This is a genomic window from Pseudomonas sp. HAR-UPW-AIA-41 (assembly GCF_002304225.1).
Lineage (GTDB): Bacteria > Pseudomonadota > Gammaproteobacteria > Pseudomonadales > Pseudomonadaceae > Aquipseudomonas.
Map to the genome: position 1 here is coordinate 222,263 of NZ_NSLB01000006.1, position 16,965 is coordinate 239,227.

The window sequence follows — 16,965 nt, forward strand, 5'->3', positions numbered from 1 at the left end:
TAGCCGAGCAAAAGATTTAACAGCCCCATAAAAAAGGCCCGCTCTCAGGCGGGCCTTATGCGGTAACTTCGCTGCTCAGCGCGAAGCTTTCATCATGTCACGCGGAACGTACTTGCCAACCTCATACTTGCCGATGGCCATGCGGTGCACTTCGTCCGGGCCGTCGGCCAGACGCAGGGTGCGCTGCATGGCATACCAGTAGGCCAGCGGGAAGTCGTTGGAAACACCGGCGCCGCCATGGATCTGGATGGCGCGGTCGATCACCCTGAGTGCCACATTCGGTGCCACCACCTTGATCTGGGCAATCTCGCTGGCAGCCACCTTGTTGCCCACGGTGTCCATCATGTAGGCCGCGTTCAGCGTCAGCAGGCGCGCCATGTTGATCTCCATGCGCGAATCGGCGATGTGATCAAGGTTGCCGCCCAAGCGCGCCAGCGGCTTGCCGAAGGCTGTACGGGTCACGGCGCGCTGGCACATCAGCTTGAGGGCGCGCTCGGCCATGCCGATGGAGCGCATGCAGTGGTGAATACGACCTGGGCCAAGGCGACCCTGGGCGATCTCGAAGCCACGGCCTTCGCCGAGCAGCACGTTCTCATAGGGAACGCGAACGTTCTCGAACACCACTTCGGCGTGACCATGCGGGGCATCGTCGTAGCCGAACACCGGCAGCGGGCGAACGATCTTCACGCCCGGGGTATCAGTCGGTACCAGAATCATCGAGTGTTGCTGGTGACGCGGCGCATCAGGATTGGTCAGGCCCATGAAGATCATGATCTTGCAGCGCGGATCGCAAGCGCCGGAGGTCCACCACTTGCGGCCGTTGATCACCCACTCGTCACCCTCGCGCACGGCACGGGCTTCCATGTTGGTGGCATCGCTGGAAGCCACGCCCGGCTCGGTCATGGCGAAGGCCGAACGGATCTCGCCGTTGAGCAGCGGCACCAACCACTGCTGCTTCTGCGCCTCGTTGGCGTAGCGCACCAGCACTTCCATGTTGCCGGTATCCGGCGCGGAACAGTTGAACGGCTCGGCACCGATCAGCGAGCTGCCCATGATCTCAGCCAGCGGCGCGTATTCGGTGTTGGTCAGGCCGGCCCCCAGCTCCGATTCCGGCAGGAACAGGTTCCACAGCCCCTGAGCCTTGGCCTTGGCCTTGAGCTCCTCCATGATCGCGGTCGGCTGCCAGCGGTCACCTTCGTTGACCTGCTGCTCGAAAATCGCTTCGGCGGGATAAACATGCTCTTCCATGAACGCCATAACGCGTTCACGCAGAGCCTGGACTTTGGGGGAGTAGGCGAAATCCATGGGAGCTACCTTCTGACGGGCTTGGTTGTATCGGATGAGAAGATGCTAGATCAGCCGACCTGATTTATCTAAGCTATTTTCCTCGTGTATGAACATTCATAAGCCATATATGATCCCGTGATGGGTATGATCAGCCCATCACCTGTCAGGAGCGGTACAGATGAATCTCACCAAGGTCGACCTCAACCTGTTCATCGTCTTTGACGCCATCTATACCGAAGCCAACCTGACCCGTGCCGGGCAGATCGTCGGCATCACCCAGCCGGCGGTGTCCAACGCCCTGGCCCGGCTGCGTGAAACCTTCAATGATCCGCTGTTCGTGCGCACCGCCCAGGGCATGGTGCCGACCCCGATGGCGCAGAACATCATCGGCCCGGTACGCAGTGCCCTGCAGTTGTTGCGTGTGTCGGTTCAGGAAAGCCGCAGCTTCAATCCGCAGCAGGCCAACAAGACCTACCGCATCAGCATGACCGACCTTTCCGAGCAGATTCTTCTGCCGCCGCTGTTCCAGCGCCTGCGCCGGCTGGCACCGAACATCTTCATCGAAAGCTTCCTGGCCAAGCGCCGTGAAACCACCAAGGAGCTGGCCGCCGGCCGCCTGGACTTTGCCGTGGATGCTCCTCTCAACACCGACCCGCAGGTGCGTCACGTCAAGCTCATGGAGGATCGTTACGTGTGCGCCGTGCGTCAGGGGCACCCGCTGGCCAAGGACAAGCTGAACCTGGACGAATACCTGTCGCTGACCCACATCCACATCTCCAGCCGCCGCAGTGGCCTTGGGCATGTCGACCTGGCGCTGGGCAAGATGGGGATTCAGCGCAAGATCGCCTTGCGCTCGCAGCATTACCTGATGGCCTCCAGCGTCATGCGCGATACCGACATGGCCATCACCGTGCCGGAGCGTTTTGCCCGCCGCCACAACCTGCACTTCATGGCGCTGCCGGTGAAGGATGTGCCGCCGCTGGAAACCCATCTGTACTGGCACGAAAGCACCGACCAGGACCCGGCCAATCGCTGGATGCGCGAGCAGATGATCGAACTGGCCCAGCAGATCATCGCCCAGGAGCGCGCAGAACAGGAACGAGACGCACAGGGCGTCTGAGGCGCCCTCAGATACCCGGCCGCCCCGGATCCTCGGGCACAGGCTCTTCTTCGATTTCTTCGAGCTTCAACTCCAGCCCCCAGCTGCCTGGCTCAGTTTTAACCGATGCCGTGGCAGCCGGCGCAACGACTGGCGCCGTGGCAGGGGGTGCAGCGGCCACATTTGCCGGATCATCACGATAGAGTTTGAGCTTGAGGCGAACGTTGTTGGCCGAGTCGGCGTTCTTGATCGCCTCGTCATCGCTGATCACCCCCTCCTTGGCCAGCTCGATCAGTGCCTGATCGAAGGTCTGCATGCCAAGGTTGCGCGACTTCTCCATGACCTCCTTGATCAGATCGAATTCGCCACGCTTGATGATGTCGCTGATGGTCGCCGTACCCAGCAGCACCTCCACCGCCGCTCGGCGCTTGCCGTCCTGTGTCTTCACCAGACGCTGGGAGACAAATGCCTTGAGATTGTTGCCAAGGTCATTGAGCAATTGCGGCCGACGTTCCTCGGGGAAGAAGTTGATGATGCGGTCCAGCGCCTGGTTGGCGTTGTTGGCATGCAGGGTGGAAATCGCCAGGTGCCCCGTATCGGCAAAGGCCAGGGCATGTTCCATGGTCTCGCGGTCGCGGATTTCGCCGATCAGGATCACGTCCGGCGCCTGACGCAGGGTGTTCTTCAGCGCCGCCTGGAAGCTGCGGGTATCCACGCCGACCTCGCGCTGATTGATGATCGACTTCTTGTGCCGGTGCACATACTCCACCGGGTCCTCGATGGTGATGATATGGCCGCTGCTGTTGCGGTTGCGGTGATCGATCAACGCCGCCAGCGAGGTGGACTTGCCCGAACCGGTCCCCCCCACGAACAGCACCAGACCGCGTTTTTCCATCACCACCTTGAGCAGGATTTCCGGCAGTTTGAGGTCTTCAAACAACGGTATGTCCAGCTTGATGTTGCGGCAGACCATGGACACTTCGTTGCGCTGACGGAAGATGTTGATGCGAAAGCGCCCGACGCCCGGCACCGACATGGCCAGGTTCATCTCCAGCTCGTGCCCGAACTGCTGACGCTGCTCCTCGTCCATCACGCCACGGGCGATCTGCTCAACCTCACCGGGCTTCAGCGCTTCGCTGGATAGTGGTTTGAGCACACCATTGAACTTTGCACAGGGTGGCGCCCCCGTGGACAGGTAAAGGTCCGAACCATCCTGACTAGCGAGGACTTTAAGAAGAGCTGTGAGATCCATGATTTGACTTCCAGCAAACAGGATTAGAAAAGGTAGGCGATTTTTCCAGGCGCACAGGGTGTGCAATCGACTTGTTATTGGCGTCATTCTGCTGGCGCATCAAATGCTGGCACAATATCGCCACCCTAGAAATGAGGACCCCGTCATGGCAAAGGCAATGGCCCGCCACATCCTGGTCAAAACCGAGGCCGAAGCCGCCCAGCTCAAGCAGCGCATTGCCAAGGGCGAAGCCTTCGACGTACTGGCCCGCAAACATTCACTGTGCCCCTCCGGCAAACGCGGAGGCGATCTGGGTGAAGTACGACCCGGGCAGATGGTACGGGCCGTCGATCAGGTGATTTTCAAGAAGGCCCTGCGCGAGGTGCATGGACCGGTGAAGACCCAGTTCGGCTATCACCTGATCCAGGTCTTCTACCGCGAATGACATCCGAGCAGATTGCCGCCCTGTGCCTCGCCCTGCCCGGTGCCCGTGAAGACATCAAATGGGGCGGCGTACGTGTGTTTTCCGTCGCAGGGAACAAGATGTTTGCCCTCCTCGACCTGTCTGGCAGCAACAGCCTGGCCTTCAAGGTCGATGACGATCTGTTTCTGGGCTACTGCGATCGTCCTGGTTTCCGCCCTGCCCCCTACCTGGCCCGCGCCCACTGGGTCAGCCTGAGCCATCCCTACCAGGCCAGTGCCGAAGAACTGGGCTCCCTGCTGCGCCGCTCGCACCAACTGGTGGTGGCGCGCCTGCCCAAGTACCGCCGTATCGCCCTTCTCCTCGACAGCGACAGCGACAGCCACGATCGCTGACAGCGCCAACCATCATATTCTGTACAGAAAGTTATTTTTGTATAGGATTAGCAAAACAACGCGCATAAATCCGGCTTCGCCCTTGCGGCTGGCCGGTTACTGCCGTTGCACCGCGCCGATTACCTGTACAAAACGAAGAGGGAAATAAGCGATGAAACAGTGGTTTCTGCTGCTTTGCTGCCTGTTGCTGGCCAGCTGCGGCACGGTGTCAGTTGATGATTACGCGGCCGAGAAACCGGTTCTGGACCTGCAACGCTTCTTCGACCGGCCTGTTCAAGCCTGGGGCATATACCAGGACCGCTCGGGGCAAGTACTCAAACGCTTCCATGTCGACATCACAAGCCGTCGGGACGGTGTTCGTCTGATCCTCGACGAGCGCTTTGTCTACAGCGACGGCAGCACTCAGCAACGTGTCTGGACATTGACGCCCGACGGCCCCAATCGCTGGCGGGGAACCGCCGCCGACGTGGTGGGTGAGGCAGTCGGCGAGCTGGCCGGCAATGCCCTGCGCTGGCGTTATCAACTCAATCTGCCTGTCGACGGAACAACCTATGTGGTTACATTTGACGACTGGATGTACCTGATGGACGAGGACACCCTGATCAATCGCTCCAGCATGCTCAAGCTGGGCATCGAACTGGGACAGGTCACGCTGTTTTTCCGGCGGCAACCCTGATGCTGCGGCTGCAGTCGTTTGGCCCGGCCTATCGGGCGCTGGTGATCGGTAACAGCGGGGCTCTGGGCCAGGCTTTCTGTGAGCAGCTGCGCAACGACCCCGGCTGCGTGCTTGTCACTGAACTGGGGCGCTCTACCACCCCGGCTCTCGATCTGGAAGATCCGGCCAGTATCACCGCCGCCGCCCAGTCGATCGCGCACAACGGTCCCTATCACCTGATTGTGCTGACCAGCGGCCTGCTCCACCGAGAGGGTGTGCAACCGGAAAAGGCCCTTGCTGCACTGCGACAAGAAGCCTTGCAGGCGGTTTTTCAGGTCAATGCCCTGGGCCCGGCACTGGTCATGCGGGACTTCCTGCCACTGCTGGATCGCAAGGGAGCCATGGCCGTGCTTTCCGCCAAGGTCGGCAGCATTGGCGACAATCGCCTCGGTGGCTGGTATGCCTATCGGGCATCCAAGGCAGCGTTGAACATGCTTGTCAAAACCGCAGCGATTGAGCTGGCGCGCCAGTCTCCGCAGGCTCGTTTACTCAGTCTGCACCCAGGAACCGTTCAGTCACGCCTCTCCCGACCCTTTAAAGGCTCGGCGGCAGCTCGCCCCGCCGACAAGGCGGCATCTGAGCTTCTGGCGGTCATTGATCGCAGCCTCCCGGCTGACAGCGGTGGATTCTTTTCTTACAGCGGCGATCGCATCGAATGGTAAGCCCCTGGCGCCCGGATGCTTAGGTTTCAGTCCCAGCAGCTCGTGCCATGTTTGAAACCGAGGTAGTTGTCTGCTCGGCGGCACATGCACGATCACGGCCAGCTGTCTTGGCCGCATAAAGAGCCTCATCGGCACGCTGGATCAGATCATCAAGACTTTCACCTGATGCCAACTGCGCAACACCAGCGCTCAAGGTGTAAGACTGCCCGGTTGAAAAACGACAATGGTGCAGCTTCTCCAGAATACGTTCAGCAAACTGCATGGCCTTTTACTGAGTCGTCTCAAGGCAGATCAGCCATCGTAGGTAGAGAAAAAGTCGTCAATCACGCAACGAGCACCTACAGCATCAAAGGTCAGAATCGGTCGCAAGCAGGAAACGGTTACCGCCGGCCCTCTTGGCTTGATACATCGCATGATCGGCACGCTGCAACAGATGCTGTGCATCATCGCCATGCAGAGGATAGATAACACCGCCGATACTGGGCAGAACATATTGCGCCAGCCCTTCTAGATCAAAAGCCTGACTGAGCGTGAAGCGAATTTTCTCGGCTATTGCGGCAACATCTTCAGCAGTGCCTACATCCTCGAGCAACACAATGAACTCATCGCCTGCCAAACGCGCCGCAGTATCCGACACACGAATGCAGCCCTGCAAACGCTGAGCAACCATCTGTAGCAAGTGGTCACCCGCCTTATGACCAAGACTGTCATTAACCTGCTTGAACTTGTCCAGATCCAGAAACAACAGTCCCAACTGTGCTTGCTCGCGTTTAGCCCGTGCCAGGGCAATATGTAGACGGTCAAACAACAGTGCTCGGTTGGGCAAGCCGGTGAGTGGATCGAACTGCGCCATGAACTGCAACCGACTGAGCATGCGCTGCCGCTCGATAAAAGTGGCAAGCTGCGTCGAAACGTAATGCAGTAGCCGCTTATCCTGATCGGTAAATCGAGCCTCAGGTGGCCCTCTAAGGATCAAAACCCCCTGACCGTCTTGGCCAACCACCAGCGGAACGCCCATCCAGATACGCAAGTCAGCCACGGTCGGGTTGTCCAGACTTGAAGCCTCGACGCAATCCCCCGTGCCATGGATGACTTGCTGAGCAAAATCCAACATCGCAGCGCTATCCGCGACCACGGCAAGCGGATACACCACATCCAACCGACGCCCATGCTCCCCTGGCAGAACAGCGATGAAATAACTGCGAGGTATCAATTCGGCGATGATTTGATCAATGCGCAGCAGCAAACCAGACAGATCCTGCGCCTCGTGAGCAGCCTCTGAAATCGCAAAGGTTGCTGCCTGCAGTGACTCGCTGCGCTTTCGCTCGGTAATGTCATGGGCTACAGCCACCCGCACCTGGTCAGCCTCAGACCACCTCGCTGACCAGAGGATATGAACCGTTTGCCCATCCTTGCGCACGTAGCGGTTCTCAAAGCAGAGCATATCCACACCATCCATGATGTCGCGCGCTGCCTGCAGGGTTCGATCCCGATCATCCGGGAAAACCAGGTCAATCATCGCGCGGCCAATCATCTCATCGGGCGAATAGCCAAAAATCCGCTCACAGGCTGAGCTGACGCCTACAAAACGACCGTCACGACTGACAACACAGATGGCATCGAGCAACAGATCCATCACATTGTTGTTGACCATGAAACCGGCTTTTCTCATTGGCATTCCGATCATCCCCACAACAGCTCGCAAAAATGGGCATAGGGCTCATTCCGAACGACAGTGCAACCTTACAAGTCACATCATCATGTGAAGAAGCCAGATATGTCATTGGGCATGCGCCGTCCATCAGTCAGCAACAGCTAGACTCCCGGAAAACATAGCAGTTGCCGACCGCGCACTCGAGAACAGGACGATCCCTTGGCAGACCGACGTATAACTGGCCGCCCAGCTATGCGACAATCTGCCGGATATCTGGCCTCAATCCCGCCTTTATTGCTCACCCGCCCATTCAACACGGGCAGATGCTGCTCTCAAACGTACGCGTGCAGGATCAACTCCAGATCCGACAATTGAGGAACTGGAGGGCATAAAACTGCTTTCAGATTGCCCTCATGCCTCAATCAGCGTTTTTAAGTTATTGATAGGTAAGCCCTTTGATCTCCACCGCCAACATCACCATGCAATTCGGGGCAAAGCCCCTGTTCGAGAACGTTTCCGTCAAATTCAACAACGGCAACCGTTACGGCCTGATCGGAGCCAATGGCTGCGGCAAGTCGACTTTCATGAAAATTCTCGGTGGTGATCTGGAGCCGACTGGCGGCCAGGTGATGCTGGAGCCGAACGTGCGTCTGGGTAAGCTGCGCCAGGATCAGTTCGCCTACGAAGAATTCAACGTGATCGACACCGTGATCATGGGCCACGAGGAGCTGTGGAAGGTCAAGGCCGAGCGCGACCGCATCTATTCGCTGCCGGAAATGAGCGAAGAAGACGGGATGAAAGTCGGCGAGCTGGAGGGTGAGTTCGCCGAAATGGACGGCTACACCGCCGAATCCCGTGCCGGCGAGCTGCTGCTGGGTCTGGGCATTCCGCTGGAGCAGCACTTCGGCCCCATGAGCGAAGTGGCCCCGGGCTGGAAGCTGCGCGTACTGCTGGCTCAGGCGCTGTTTGCCGATCCGGATGTACTGCTGCTCGACGAGCCGACCAACCACCTGGATATCAACACCATCCGCTGGCTGGAAAACATCCTCACGGCGCGTAACAGCACCATGATCATCATTTCCCACGACCGTCACTTTCTGAACTCGGTCTGCACCCACATGGCCGACCTGGACTACGGCGAGCTGCGCCTGTTCCCGGGCAACTACGACGAGTACATGACCGCCGCGACCCAGTCGCGCGAGCAACTGCTGGCCGACAACGCCAAGAAGAAGGCACAGATCGCCGAACTGCAGACCTTCGTAAGCCGCTTCTCGGCCAACGCCTCCAAGGCCAAGCAGGCCACCAGCCGCGCCAAGCAGATCGACAAGATCCAGCTGGCCGAGGTCAAACCGTCCAGCCGCGTCAGCCCGTTCATCCGCTTCGATCAGAACAAGAAGCTGCACCGCCAGGCCGTGACCATCGAGAAGGTTTCCAAGGCCTTCGACGACAAGGTGCTGTTCAAGAATTTCAGCTTCACCGTGGAAGCGGGCGAGCGCGTGGCCATCATCGGCCCGAACGGCATCGGCAAGACCACCCTGCTGCGCACCCTGGTCGGTGAGATGACCCCGGACAGCGGCAGCGTGAAATGGACCGACAGTGCCGAGGTGGGTTACTACGCTCAGGACCACGCCCATGACTTCGAGGCCGACGAGACGCTGTTCGAATGGATGGGCCAGTGGACCACCGGCGAGCAGAACATCCGCGCTGCTCTGGGTCGTATGCTGTTCTCCTCCGACGAGATCCAGAAGTCGGTCAAGGTACTGTCCGGTGGTGAGCAGGGGCGCATGCTGTTCGGCAAGCTGGCCTGCCAGAAGCCCAACGTGCTGCTGATGGACGAACCGACCAACCACCTGGACATGGAATCCATTGAGGCGCTCAACCTCGCGCTGGAGAACTACCCCGGCACGCTGATCTTCGTCAGCCACGACCGCGAGTTCGTCAGCTCCCTTGCCACCCGCATCATCGAGCTGTCGGAAAACGGCGTGACCGACTTCAGCGGCAGCTACGACGACTACCTGCGCAGTCAGGGCGTGATCGTCTAAACGAGTCGCAAGACAAAAAGCCCGGCATTGCCGGGCTTTTTTAGCACAGACATCTTTACCCGTTGCTCTGCTGCTCACGCTCTAGAGCATCAGGCGACCAAGCGTCTGGAGGCGGCCACCCAGCAGCAGCGTATCGAGCCAGTACAGCTGGTGCAGCATCACAATGCCCCAGAAGACCAGTTGGTAGGACGGCTTGCGGGTCTTGTGACGGAACATCTGCTGCGCCAGCAGTGCGCCAGGCCAGCCACCCAGCAACTCCACCAGGTGCAGGGTGCTTTCCTGGGTCCGCCAGCGACCGCGGATAGCGCTGGCCTTGTCCGACCAGTACAGACAGAAGGTCGCGAAACTGGCCGACACATAGACCAGGGTTGGCAGCGGCGACTGCTCCAGCAAGAACCGGGCACAACCCCAGAGAGGCAGCACCAGCAGCAGGCCAAGCACCAGTAGCTTACCGCCCAGATGCGAAATGCCCGGCGCTGTCAGTCGTCGCCGCTGCGGTGCATTGCGCGGAGCTGGCTTGCCGGAAGCGGCCACACGCCTTTTGGCCACTCTTGGCTTGCGCCTGATAGCCGGACGATCCAGCGTTATCGGCGCATCCAGACGAATATGTTCGGCCCTGAGCCGGCCCTGCGCATCACGCCCGGCGATATACAGCACCTGATCGCCGGCACTGGGCCGACTGTCACCCCGTATGGCAGAGATATGCGCAAAAACATCGGCACCACCCTGTTCCGGATGAATAAAGCCGAAGCCCTTGTCATCGTTCCAGCTTTTCAACCTGCCACGCTGTTCCATCAGTCCGTTCCAGCTACTTAAAGATGCGCATCCTAGCCGTGATAGTGACGGGCCAGAAAGTCCATCAGCAGGCGATTGACCGCCTCGGGCTGCTCACACTGCAGCCAGTGACCACACTGCTCGATCACGTGACTCTCCAGCTTAGGGATCAACCGGGGCATCTGCCTGAGGGTATAGGCCTCCAGCGTGCCGACAGGATCATGATCGCCCAGCAGAAACAGCGCCGGCTGTTCGATGTGTCGCCCCTGCAGGTGTTCGGTACGCTGCCAGTTGCGCTCGAAGTTGCGGTACCAGTTGAGTGCGCCGCGAAAACCGCGCCCCGCGAAGGTCGCCAGATAACCGGAAAAAGCGTCGGGCTCACACCAGTTCGGCGCACTGGCAACCTCCTCCAGCCCATCGAACAGGTTGGCACCTGCCGGTTTGTCCTGCAGGAACAAATCACGCGGCACCGCGGCCGAAAGGTTGTGCATCATCAGGCGCAGGGTACGCGGGATATCCGCATCCATTTCTGCTTCCGCTACACCGGGCTCCTGAAAATGCACAATGTAGTGGAAGCGCCCGGCGTATAGCTCACGCATCAGGCCAATCGCCGGCTGTTTCGGCCGTCCGCCAAAGGGCACGGCCATGCCCACCACGGTCCTCACCCGCTCGGGCTCCAGCAGCGCCAGGTGCCAGGCCACCGGTGCGCCCCAGTCATGACCGATCACGCAGACCTCACACTGGCCTAGCGCATCTATTGCCGCCTGAATGTCGCCGCACAGGGTGATCAGGTCATAGGCCGCCGGCTCGCCGGGCGCACTGCTCTGGCCATAGCCACGCATTTCCGGCACCAGCACCCGGTAGCCGGCAGCGGCTAGCACTGGCCACTGCTTGCGCCAGGACAACCAGCATTCGGGAAAGCCATGCAGCAGCCAGAGTGGCCGGCCATTGGCCGGGCCAAAGGCGTACAGGCTGAGGGTGATGCCGTTGACGCTGAGCAGCTGATGTTCAATGGCCTGCATACGGTGCTCCTTTTTTCGCCACTATAAAAAAGGGGCGCCTAGTGCGCCCCTTTCATTCAGCCGCTGGATATCAGTGCTGCGCCGTGGCCCAGTCGATCAGACCAAACTGCCAGGTGGCGAGAATCAAGAGACCGAAGCCGATGCGGTACCAGGCAAACACCGCGTAGCTGTGATTGCCTATGAATTTGAGCAGCGAACGCACGGCTGTCATGGCGAAGATGAACGAGGTGACAAAGCCCACGGCAAAGACCGGCAGATCCGCCGGCTGGAACAGATCACGGTACTTGTAGCCCGAGTAGAGAGCCGCCGCGACCATGGTCGGCATGGCCAGAAAGAAGGAAAACTCGGTCGCGGCCCTGCGCGACAGGCCGAACAACAAGCCGCCGATAATGGTGGCACCAGAACGCGAAGTACCGGGAATCAGTGCCAGGCACTGGCAGCAACCCACCTTCAGCGCATGCTGCCAGCCCATTTCATCGACAGTATCGGCAGTGACCGCATGCACGCGGCGCTCAGCCCAGAGGATGATCACCCCGCCGATCACCAGTGCCGCCGCGACAGTGATCGGGTTGAACAGGTATTGGTGGATCTGCTTGGAAAACAGCAGGCCGATGACAGCCGCCGGAACAAAGGCAATCAGCAGATTGAGGGTAAAGCGCTGCGCCCCCTGTTCACGTGGCAGCTGGATCACCACGTCGAGAATCTTGCGCCGGTACTCCCACATGACCGCGAGAATGGCCGCCAGCTGGATGATGATGTTGAAGGCGATGGCCCGTTCGCCACGAAAGTCGATCAGATCGGCGACGATGATCTGGTGGCCGGTACTGCTCACCGGCAGAAACTCGGTCAACCCCTCGACCACCCCAAGAATGAAGGCCTGAACGGCCGCCCACAGTTCCATGACGTTCCTTAACAGAGAATCCGATGAGTGCGCAGGCAATTCGACCTTGGTCATTTGCCCCGACGGGGTGCGAATGCTATCAGAGATAGAGTGGGTATTGCCCGGGTCCAGGCCGTGGCAGAACTGCACAAACGTCCCAGGAGCCAATCATGAACCTGTTGCGCAACCTCTCGATCAACCGCCGTCTGTGGCTGATCCTGCTCCTGACCGTCGGCCTTTCGCTGGCACTGTATCTGGTCATGCTGCAACTCATCGACAGCGGCCTGCGTGCAGGCAAGGCAGAGAAGATCCAGCACAGCCTGGAGACCAGCCTGGGTATCCTGCAGTACTTTCACGGCCTTGAGCAGGCCGGCAGTCTGACCCGCGAGCAGGCTCAGGATCAGGCCAAAGCAGCCATACGCGGGCTGCGCTATGCCGGTGACAACTACTACTGGATCAATGATCTGGGCCCGGTCATGGTCATGCACCCGACCAACCCGAAACTCGAAGGCCAGGATCTCTCCACCATCAAGGACCCTGACGGCAAAGCGCTGTTCAACGAGATGGTGAAAATCGCCAAGACCCTGGGTGCCGGGCTGGTCGACTACCGCTGGCCAAAGCCTGGCGCTACCGACCCCGTGCCGAAGATTTCCTATGTGCAACTGTTTCAGCCCTGGGGCTGGATCATCGGCACCGGCGTCTACATCGATGATATCGAAAGCGAATTCCGTCAACTGATGCTCAAGACCGGCAGTATTGCCCTGCTGATCTGCGGATTGCTCGCCGTGCTGGTACTGCTGATCAGCCGCAGTGTCACACAACCCATGGAGCAGGTGGTGCAGGCGCTGGACAACATCGCCAGCGGCGAAGGAGATCTGACCCAGCACCTCGACGCCAGAGGGCACGACGAGCTGACGCAACTGGCCAACAGTTTCAATCAGTTCGAAGACAAGCTGCGCCAGCTGATCAGCCGGCTCAGCGAAGCGGCAAGCACCCTCGACCAGTCCTCGGATGAACTCGACCAGATATCCCAGCGCGGCCAGCTACAGAGTCAGTCCCAAGCTCAACAGATGGATCTGGTTGCCACCGCTATCAACCAGGTGACCTATGCCGTACAGGATGTGGCCCGAAATGCCGAGCAAGCTTCTGCCGAAGTACGCAATGCTGAGCTGCAGGCCCATGAAGGCAACAGCTGCATTCTGAGCAGCATGAGCCAGATTGAGCAGTTGTCGGCCACCATCGACAACGCCGTGAACGTCATCCGCTCCCTGGCCAGCGAAAGCACACAGATCGGCAGCGTGCTCGAGGTCATCCGCTCGATTGCCGAACAGACCAACCTACTTGCCCTCAACGCAGCCATCGAGGCCGCCCGTGCCGGCGAGCAGGGCCGCGGCTTTGCCGTCGTGGCTGACGAGGTCCGCCTTCTGGCCCAGCGCACGCAGCAATCAACCCAGGAAATCCAGGGCATGATCGAACGGCTGCAGACTAACTCAGAAGCCGCTGTGCGTGTGATTGATGACAGCAGCCGCGCCTCCCAACAGACCATCGGGCAAGCACGTTTGGCCAGCAGCCACCTGGAACAGATTACCGGCACCCTTGGTAATCTGAGCGGCCTCAACTCATCGATTGCCAGTGCCACATTGCAACAGTCCCATGTAGTCGACGACATCAACCAGAATGTCACCCAGGCCGCCAGGCTCGCTCAGGAAGCGGCCATGGCCGCGGAACAGACCAGCCAGGCCAGCCTACAATTGGGTAAACTGGCCGAGCAGATGAACCTTCTGCTGAGTCAATTCCGTACGTGAGGACCACATGAGCAGCATGGAGCATCAGGAAGTCGACTTTTCCAAGCCCCAGAACAGTGACCTGATCTGGGACTTGGACAATATGGCCAGACGCGAGCTGGCTGAGCGCTTCATCCGGCTGTTCGAGAACCGCCTGTGCGTTTACTCCGACTCCGTCGCCCAGCTGTACACCAACTACGACCTGCACTTCCCCTCTGAACTCGGGCGCAAGATGGTGGTACTACCCAACCCCTACGCTTTCCACGACACGCTCCACGGCATCGAACGCGTAGCCGTACGCAAGACAGGCCTTTGCGTCATACCCGGTGTAGTTAACGGCAAGCCGGGGCTGATGCTCAGCACCGTGATGAAGGAAGGTGGCCCCACGCCCAAAACCATGCCTTTCAAACAGGCGCTGGCACAGATCATCAGCAGCCAGCGCAAGATCGGTGACGAGTTCCTGCCCATCCTGATGAAGGGCGACCTGCGCGAGTTCGATCAGCAGATGCCCTATCTGCACCTGCATCGCCTGCAGGTCGAAAAGCTGTTGCGCCTGTCCAGCTTCGAACGTTCGGATATCCAGCACACCATCACCAAGAAACTGATGGCCCTGTACCGCGATGCCGACAAGCTGATCTGCTGATCTGCTGATCTGCCGCTTTGCCCGACCTGCCCCCATGCTGCGGTCTGCGCGGTCAAGACGCCTGGCCGCGCACCTGACTAGAGTGAGCCACCCTCACCCTGGCTAGGAGAACAACAAAATGCCCTGGTATTACGAAGCCCTGCTCAGCATTCCTGCCGGCCTGCTGCTCGGCAATTTCACCGAGTGGTGGTTCCACCGCTTCGTCCTGCATGGCCTCGGCCGAACCCGCGGTACCTTCTGGAGTTTTCACTTCCATGAACACCACCGCAACAGCCGCCAGCACGCCTTCTACGATCCCTGCTACCGGCGTTTCCCGCTGGGATGGCACGCCCAGGGTAAGGAGGCCTGGGCCCTGGTCGTAGCCAGCCTGCTGATCAGCCCGTTGTTCAGCATCGCGCCCTGGCTGACGGCCACCCTCTGGTACTGCGCACTCAACTACTACCTGCGCCACAAGTACTGCCACGACCACCCCGAGTGGGCCCGTCAGCACATGCCCTGGCACTATGACCACCACATGGGCCCTAATCCTCACAGCAACTGGTGCGTGACCAAACCCTGGTTCGACTGGGTATTTGGCACCCGCGAGTACTACACCGGCACCGAGCGCGAGCTACAGGACCAGCGCAAGCGCGAGGCACGGGCAGCAGTTGTCTGATCACCGTACAATGGGCCCTCACTCACCGAGGGCCCACCGTGTCGCCACTTGAACTGCTCGCTTCAGCCCTGGGCGCAATCGCCGTTGTCCTGACCATTCGCCAGAATCCCTGGTGCTGGCCGATCGGCCTGGTCATGGTGCTGCTGTATGCCTGGATCTTCTTCGAGGTAAAGCTGTACGCCAATGTCGCGCTGCAGTTCGTCTTCGCCGGCTCGCAACTGTATGGCTGGTGGCTGTGGACCCGTGGCGGCGAACAGCCAGGGCAAGCCCTGGGCTCACTGAGCTGGACACAACGTCTGACAGGCCTGCTACTGGCGGCCTTGGTTGGTCTGCTTCTCGGCTATGCCCTGCAGCACGGCAGCGATGCCGCGGCGCCCTGGCAGGATGCCGGTCTCACCACCTTCAGCCTGCTGGCCCAGCTGTGGATGGCACAGAAACGGGTTGAATGCTGGCCGCTGTGGATCGTCGTCGACGTGCTGTATGTCGCGCTGTTCATCAGCAGCGCCATGTACCTCACTGCCGGTCTGTATGCCCTCTTCACCCTGCTCGCCGTCCACGGCTGGCTCAGCTGGCACCGCGAGCTTGAGCGGAGCCTGGCCAAGGCATGAAAGTTCTGGTGCTTACCGGCCCCGAGTCCAGTGGCAAAAGTACCCTGGCCCTGCGCCTGCAGCAGGCTTTTGGTGGGCTCTGCATTGCTGAACAGGTGCGTCTGTACATCGAGCAGACCGGACGCGACACCCACTATGGCGATGTCGAGATTATCGCCCGCCAGCAGTTGGCCGCTGAGGATGCGGCGCGTGCAGCCCGCCCTCACCTGTTGATTCTCGACACGCACCTGCTGAGCAATCTGCTGTGGAGCCGGCTGCTGTTCAACGCCGCGCCGGACTGGCTGGAAGGAGCCCTGCACCAGCGCCAGTACGACCTGCATCTGTTGCTTGATCCCCGTGCCGTGCCCTGGCAGGACGATGGCCAGCGCTGCCAGCCACAGATGACGGAGCGATTGGGATTTCATGCCCAATGCCAGGCCTGGCTTGAGCGACATAACCAGCCCTACGAGGCCATTGGCGGCGACTGGCAACAGCGCGAGAAAGCTGCCCTTGAGCAGGTAGAACGCCTGCTCGAACACTCGTCATAACGCTGACCAAGTCACCGCCAGGCACAGCAGTACAACCAGCGTCAGAGGTTTGCGCAGTGCCGGATACCAGGCCGGAGCCAACCCCAGATGAACAGCCCGCAGATCAGCGAAGTACAGCAGCGCGAAGGCCAACATCAGCAGCGGCACTGACAACAGTGCCGGCAGTCCACTGGCCACCGCCAGCCAGCCGAACAGCGCAGGAACAACCGACAGCGCCACCTGCTGCTGTGCCGCCGATGCGTTGCGCTCCTCACGCATGGCCAGCCCCCAGTGAATCGCCCCCATAAAAGCGAGGATCACTGCGGCGTAATCAAGCAAGGCATAGAGCACCAATGAACGCCACCCAAGCGGTGTCACCCAAACGCCCAGCGCCCCACCAATAAACGGCAAAAGACCTGAATAGCCCAATAGAAGCGCCAACCGAGGAGGCGTCGTCGAAGTAAAAGGATGCATAAGGGCTCCATTAATTCTGGGTTCAGGAGTAATCCGGTTCTGGGCACCAAACTGCTGAAAGGTTGCCAAGCGTCACTGAGCTTGGCATAAGGACCTTCACTTTCAATCGCTAC

Annotated in this window: 19 protein-coding genes; 11 read left to right on the top strand and 8 right to left on the bottom strand. The window is 59.9% G+C overall.

The window, feature by feature from the left end; genetic code table 11:
* Positions 1–75: 75 nt before the first annotated feature.
* Entirely contained in the window at positions 76–1,305 is a 1,230-nt protein-coding gene (locus tag CK486_RS13545) for an acyl-CoA dehydrogenase (RefSeq protein ID WP_095940836.1), read from the bottom strand.
* Positions 1,306–1,465: 160 nt separating this feature from the next.
* Here CK486_RS13545 and CK486_RS13550 point away from each other — a divergent pair, with 160 nt between their 5' ends.
* Positions 1,466–2,407, top strand: coding sequence for a LysR family transcriptional regulator (locus tag CK486_RS13550; protein ID WP_095940837.1), 942 nt, complete (start codon positions 1,466–1,468; stop codon positions 2,405–2,407).
* 7 nt (positions 2,408–2,414) lie between these two features.
* Here CK486_RS13550 and CK486_RS13555 read toward each other — a convergent pair whose 3' ends face one another.
* Entirely contained in the window at positions 2,415–3,638 is a 1,224-nt protein-coding gene (locus CK486_RS13555; protein ID WP_095940838.1) for a PilT/PilU family type 4a pilus ATPase, read from the bottom strand.
* A gap of 145 nt (positions 3,639–3,783) precedes the next feature.
* Here CK486_RS13555 and CK486_RS13560 point away from each other — a divergent pair, with 145 nt between their 5' ends.
* The 4 genes from CK486_RS13560 (at position 3,784) to CK486_RS13575 (ending at position 5,810) form a co-directional block, all read left to right on the top strand.
* Complete coding sequence (locus CK486_RS13560) at positions 3,784–4,062, top strand: peptidylprolyl isomerase (RefSeq protein WP_095940839.1); 279 nt, start codon at positions 3,784–3,786, stop codon at positions 4,060–4,062.
* On the top strand, positions 4,059–4,433 hold the full coding sequence (locus CK486_RS13565) for an MmcQ/YjbR family DNA-binding protein (protein WP_095940840.1): 375 nt from the start codon (positions 4,059–4,061) through the stop codon (positions 4,431–4,433). The genes CK486_RS13560 and CK486_RS13565 overlap by 4 nt, the downstream gene beginning before the upstream one ends.
* 151 nt (positions 4,434–4,584) lie before the next feature.
* Complete coding sequence (locus CK486_RS13570) at positions 4,585–5,109, top strand: DUF3833 domain-containing protein (protein ID WP_095940841.1); 525 nt, start codon at positions 4,585–4,587, stop codon at positions 5,107–5,109.
* Positions 5,109–5,810, top strand: coding sequence for an SDR family NAD(P)-dependent oxidoreductase (locus CK486_RS13575; RefSeq protein ID WP_095940842.1), 702 nt, complete (start codon positions 5,109–5,111; stop codon positions 5,808–5,810). Before CK486_RS13570 ends, CK486_RS13575 begins: the two co-directional genes overlap by 1 nt.
* 19 nt (positions 5,811–5,829) lie before the next feature.
* Here CK486_RS13575 and CK486_RS13580 read toward each other — a convergent pair whose 3' ends face one another.
* Together CK486_RS13580 and CK486_RS13585 are read right to left on the bottom strand one after the other, a co-directional pair.
* On the bottom strand, positions 5,830–6,072 hold the full coding sequence (locus tag CK486_RS13580) for a diguanylate cyclase domain-containing protein (protein WP_095940843.1): 243 nt from the start codon (positions 6,070–6,072) through the stop codon (positions 5,830–5,832).
* 84 nt (positions 6,073–6,156) lie between these two features.
* Entirely contained in the window at positions 6,157–7,482 is a 1,326-nt protein-coding gene (locus CK486_RS13585) for a diguanylate cyclase domain-containing protein (protein WP_095940872.1), read from the bottom strand.
* A gap of 437 nt (positions 7,483–7,919) precedes the next feature.
* Here CK486_RS13585 and CK486_RS13590 point away from each other — a divergent pair, with 437 nt between their 5' ends.
* Positions 7,920–9,506 (top strand): ABC-F family ATPase, encoded by a 1,587-nt coding sequence (locus tag CK486_RS13590; protein ID WP_095940844.1) that lies wholly within the window; start codon positions 7,920–7,922, stop codon positions 9,504–9,506.
* Between the two features lie 81 nt (positions 9,507–9,587).
* On the opposite strand, the gene CK486_RS13595 is transcribed toward CK486_RS13590, so the two are convergent.
* From CK486_RS13595 to CK486_RS13605, 3 genes are all read right to left on the bottom strand, one after another.
* The gene (locus CK486_RS13595; protein WP_095940845.1) at positions 9,588–10,301 is read right to left on the bottom strand and encodes a DUF1294 domain-containing protein; all 714 of its coding nucleotides are present in this window, start codon (positions 10,299–10,301) and stop codon (positions 9,588–9,590) included.
* 32 nt (positions 10,302–10,333) lie between these two features.
* Positions 10,334–11,302, bottom strand: coding sequence for an alpha/beta fold hydrolase (locus CK486_RS13600; protein ID WP_095940846.1), 969 nt, complete (start codon positions 11,300–11,302; stop codon positions 10,334–10,336).
* Positions 11,303–11,372: 70 nt separating this feature from the next.
* Positions 11,373–12,203, bottom strand: a complete 831-nt coding sequence (locus tag CK486_RS13605; protein ID WP_095940847.1) for an undecaprenyl-diphosphate phosphatase — start codon at positions 12,201–12,203, stop codon at positions 11,373–11,375.
* Between the two features lie 149 nt (positions 12,204–12,352).
* Here CK486_RS13605 and CK486_RS13610 point away from each other — a divergent pair, with 149 nt between their 5' ends.
* From CK486_RS13610 to CK486_RS13630, 5 genes are all read left to right on the top strand, one after another.
* Positions 12,353–13,987 carry a methyl-accepting chemotaxis protein gene (locus CK486_RS13610; protein WP_095940848.1) on the top strand — a complete coding sequence of 545 codons (1,635 nt, stop codon included), beginning with the start codon at positions 12,353–12,355 and terminating at the stop codon, positions 13,985–13,987.
* A 7-nt stretch (positions 13,988–13,994) separates the two neighbouring features.
* On the top strand, positions 13,995–14,609 hold the full coding sequence (locus CK486_RS13615; RefSeq protein WP_095940849.1) for a hypothetical protein: 615 nt from the start codon (positions 13,995–13,997) through the stop codon (positions 14,607–14,609).
* Between the two features lie 118 nt (positions 14,610–14,727).
* The gene (locus CK486_RS13620) at positions 14,728–15,264 is read left to right on the top strand and encodes a sterol desaturase family protein (protein WP_218192104.1); all 537 of its coding nucleotides are present in this window, start codon (positions 14,728–14,730) and stop codon (positions 15,262–15,264) included.
* A gap of 38 nt (positions 15,265–15,302) precedes the next feature.
* Positions 15,303–15,872: a nicotinamide riboside transporter PnuC gene (gene pnuC, locus CK486_RS13625; protein ID WP_095940850.1), complete on the top strand. Its 570-nt coding sequence runs from the start codon at positions 15,303–15,305 to the stop codon at positions 15,870–15,872.
* Positions 15,869–16,399: an AAA family ATPase gene (locus tag CK486_RS13630; protein ID WP_095940851.1), complete on the top strand. Its 531-nt coding sequence runs from the start codon at positions 15,869–15,871 to the stop codon at positions 16,397–16,399. The genes pnuC and CK486_RS13630 overlap by 4 nt, the downstream gene beginning before the upstream one ends.
* Here CK486_RS13630 and CK486_RS13635 read toward each other — a convergent pair.
* Entirely contained in the window at positions 16,394–16,852 is a 459-nt protein-coding gene (locus tag CK486_RS13635; RefSeq protein WP_095940852.1) for a DUF3429 domain-containing protein, read from the bottom strand. The genes CK486_RS13630 and CK486_RS13635 overlap by 6 nt on opposite strands.
* Positions 16,853–16,965: the final 113 nt, after the last annotated feature.

What these genes read in the sequence shown, in the direction of transcription:
- CK486_RS13545 (WP_095940836.1), bottom strand. Translation starts at nt 1,305, where the DNA reads ATGGATTTCGCCTACTCCCCCAAAGTCCAGGCTCTGCGTGAACGCGTT.
- CK486_RS13550 (WP_095940837.1), top strand. Translation starts at nt 1,466, where the DNA reads ATGAATCTCACCAAGGTCGACCTCAACCTGTTCATCGTCTTTGACGCC.
- CK486_RS13555 (WP_095940838.1), bottom strand. Translation starts at nt 3,638, where the DNA reads ATGGATCTCACAGCTCTTCTTAAAGTCCTCGCTAGTCAGGATGGTTCG.
- CK486_RS13560 (WP_095940839.1), top strand. Translation starts at nt 3,784, where the DNA reads ATGGCAAAGGCAATGGCCCGCCACATCCTGGTCAAAACCGAGGCCGAA.
- CK486_RS13565 (WP_095940840.1), top strand. Translation starts at nt 4,059, where the DNA reads ATGACATCCGAGCAGATTGCCGCCCTGTGCCTCGCCCTGCCCGGTGCC.
- CK486_RS13570 (WP_095940841.1), top strand. Translation starts at nt 4,585, where the DNA reads ATGAAACAGTGGTTTCTGCTGCTTTGCTGCCTGTTGCTGGCCAGCTGC.
- CK486_RS13575 (WP_095940842.1), top strand. Translation starts at nt 5,109, where the DNA reads ATGCTGCGGCTGCAGTCGTTTGGCCCGGCCTATCGGGCGCTGGTGATC.
- CK486_RS13580 (WP_095940843.1), bottom strand. Translation starts at nt 6,072, where the DNA reads ATGCAGTTTGCTGAACGTATTCTGGAGAAGCTGCACCATTGTCGTTTT.
- CK486_RS13585 (WP_095940872.1), bottom strand. Translation starts at nt 7,482, where the DNA reads ATGAGAAAAGCCGGTTTCATGGTCAACAACAATGTGATGGATCTGTTG.
- CK486_RS13595 (WP_095940845.1), bottom strand. Translation starts at nt 10,301, where the DNA reads ATGGAACAGCGTGGCAGGTTGAAAAGCTGGAACGATGACAAGGGCTTC.
- CK486_RS13600 (WP_095940846.1), bottom strand. Translation starts at nt 11,302, where the DNA reads ATGCAGGCCATTGAACATCAGCTGCTCAGCGTCAACGGCATCACCCTC.
- CK486_RS13605 (WP_095940847.1), bottom strand. Translation starts at nt 12,203, where the DNA reads ATGGAACTGTGGGCGGCCGTTCAGGCCTTCATTCTTGGGGTGGTCGAG.
- CK486_RS13610 (WP_095940848.1), top strand. Translation starts at nt 12,353, where the DNA reads ATGAACCTGTTGCGCAACCTCTCGATCAACCGCCGTCTGTGGCTGATC.
- CK486_RS13615 (WP_095940849.1), top strand. Translation starts at nt 13,995, where the DNA reads ATGAGCAGCATGGAGCATCAGGAAGTCGACTTTTCCAAGCCCCAGAAC.
- CK486_RS13620 (WP_218192104.1), top strand. Translation starts at nt 14,728, where the DNA reads ATGCCCTGGTATTACGAAGCCCTGCTCAGCATTCCTGCCGGCCTGCTG.
- CK486_RS13630 (WP_095940851.1), top strand. Translation starts at nt 15,869, where the DNA reads ATGAAAGTTCTGGTGCTTACCGGCCCCGAGTCCAGTGGCAAAAGTACC.
- CK486_RS13635 (WP_095940852.1), bottom strand. Translation starts at nt 16,852, where the DNA reads ATGCATCCTTTTACTTCGACGACGCCTCCTCGGTTGGCGCTTCTATTG.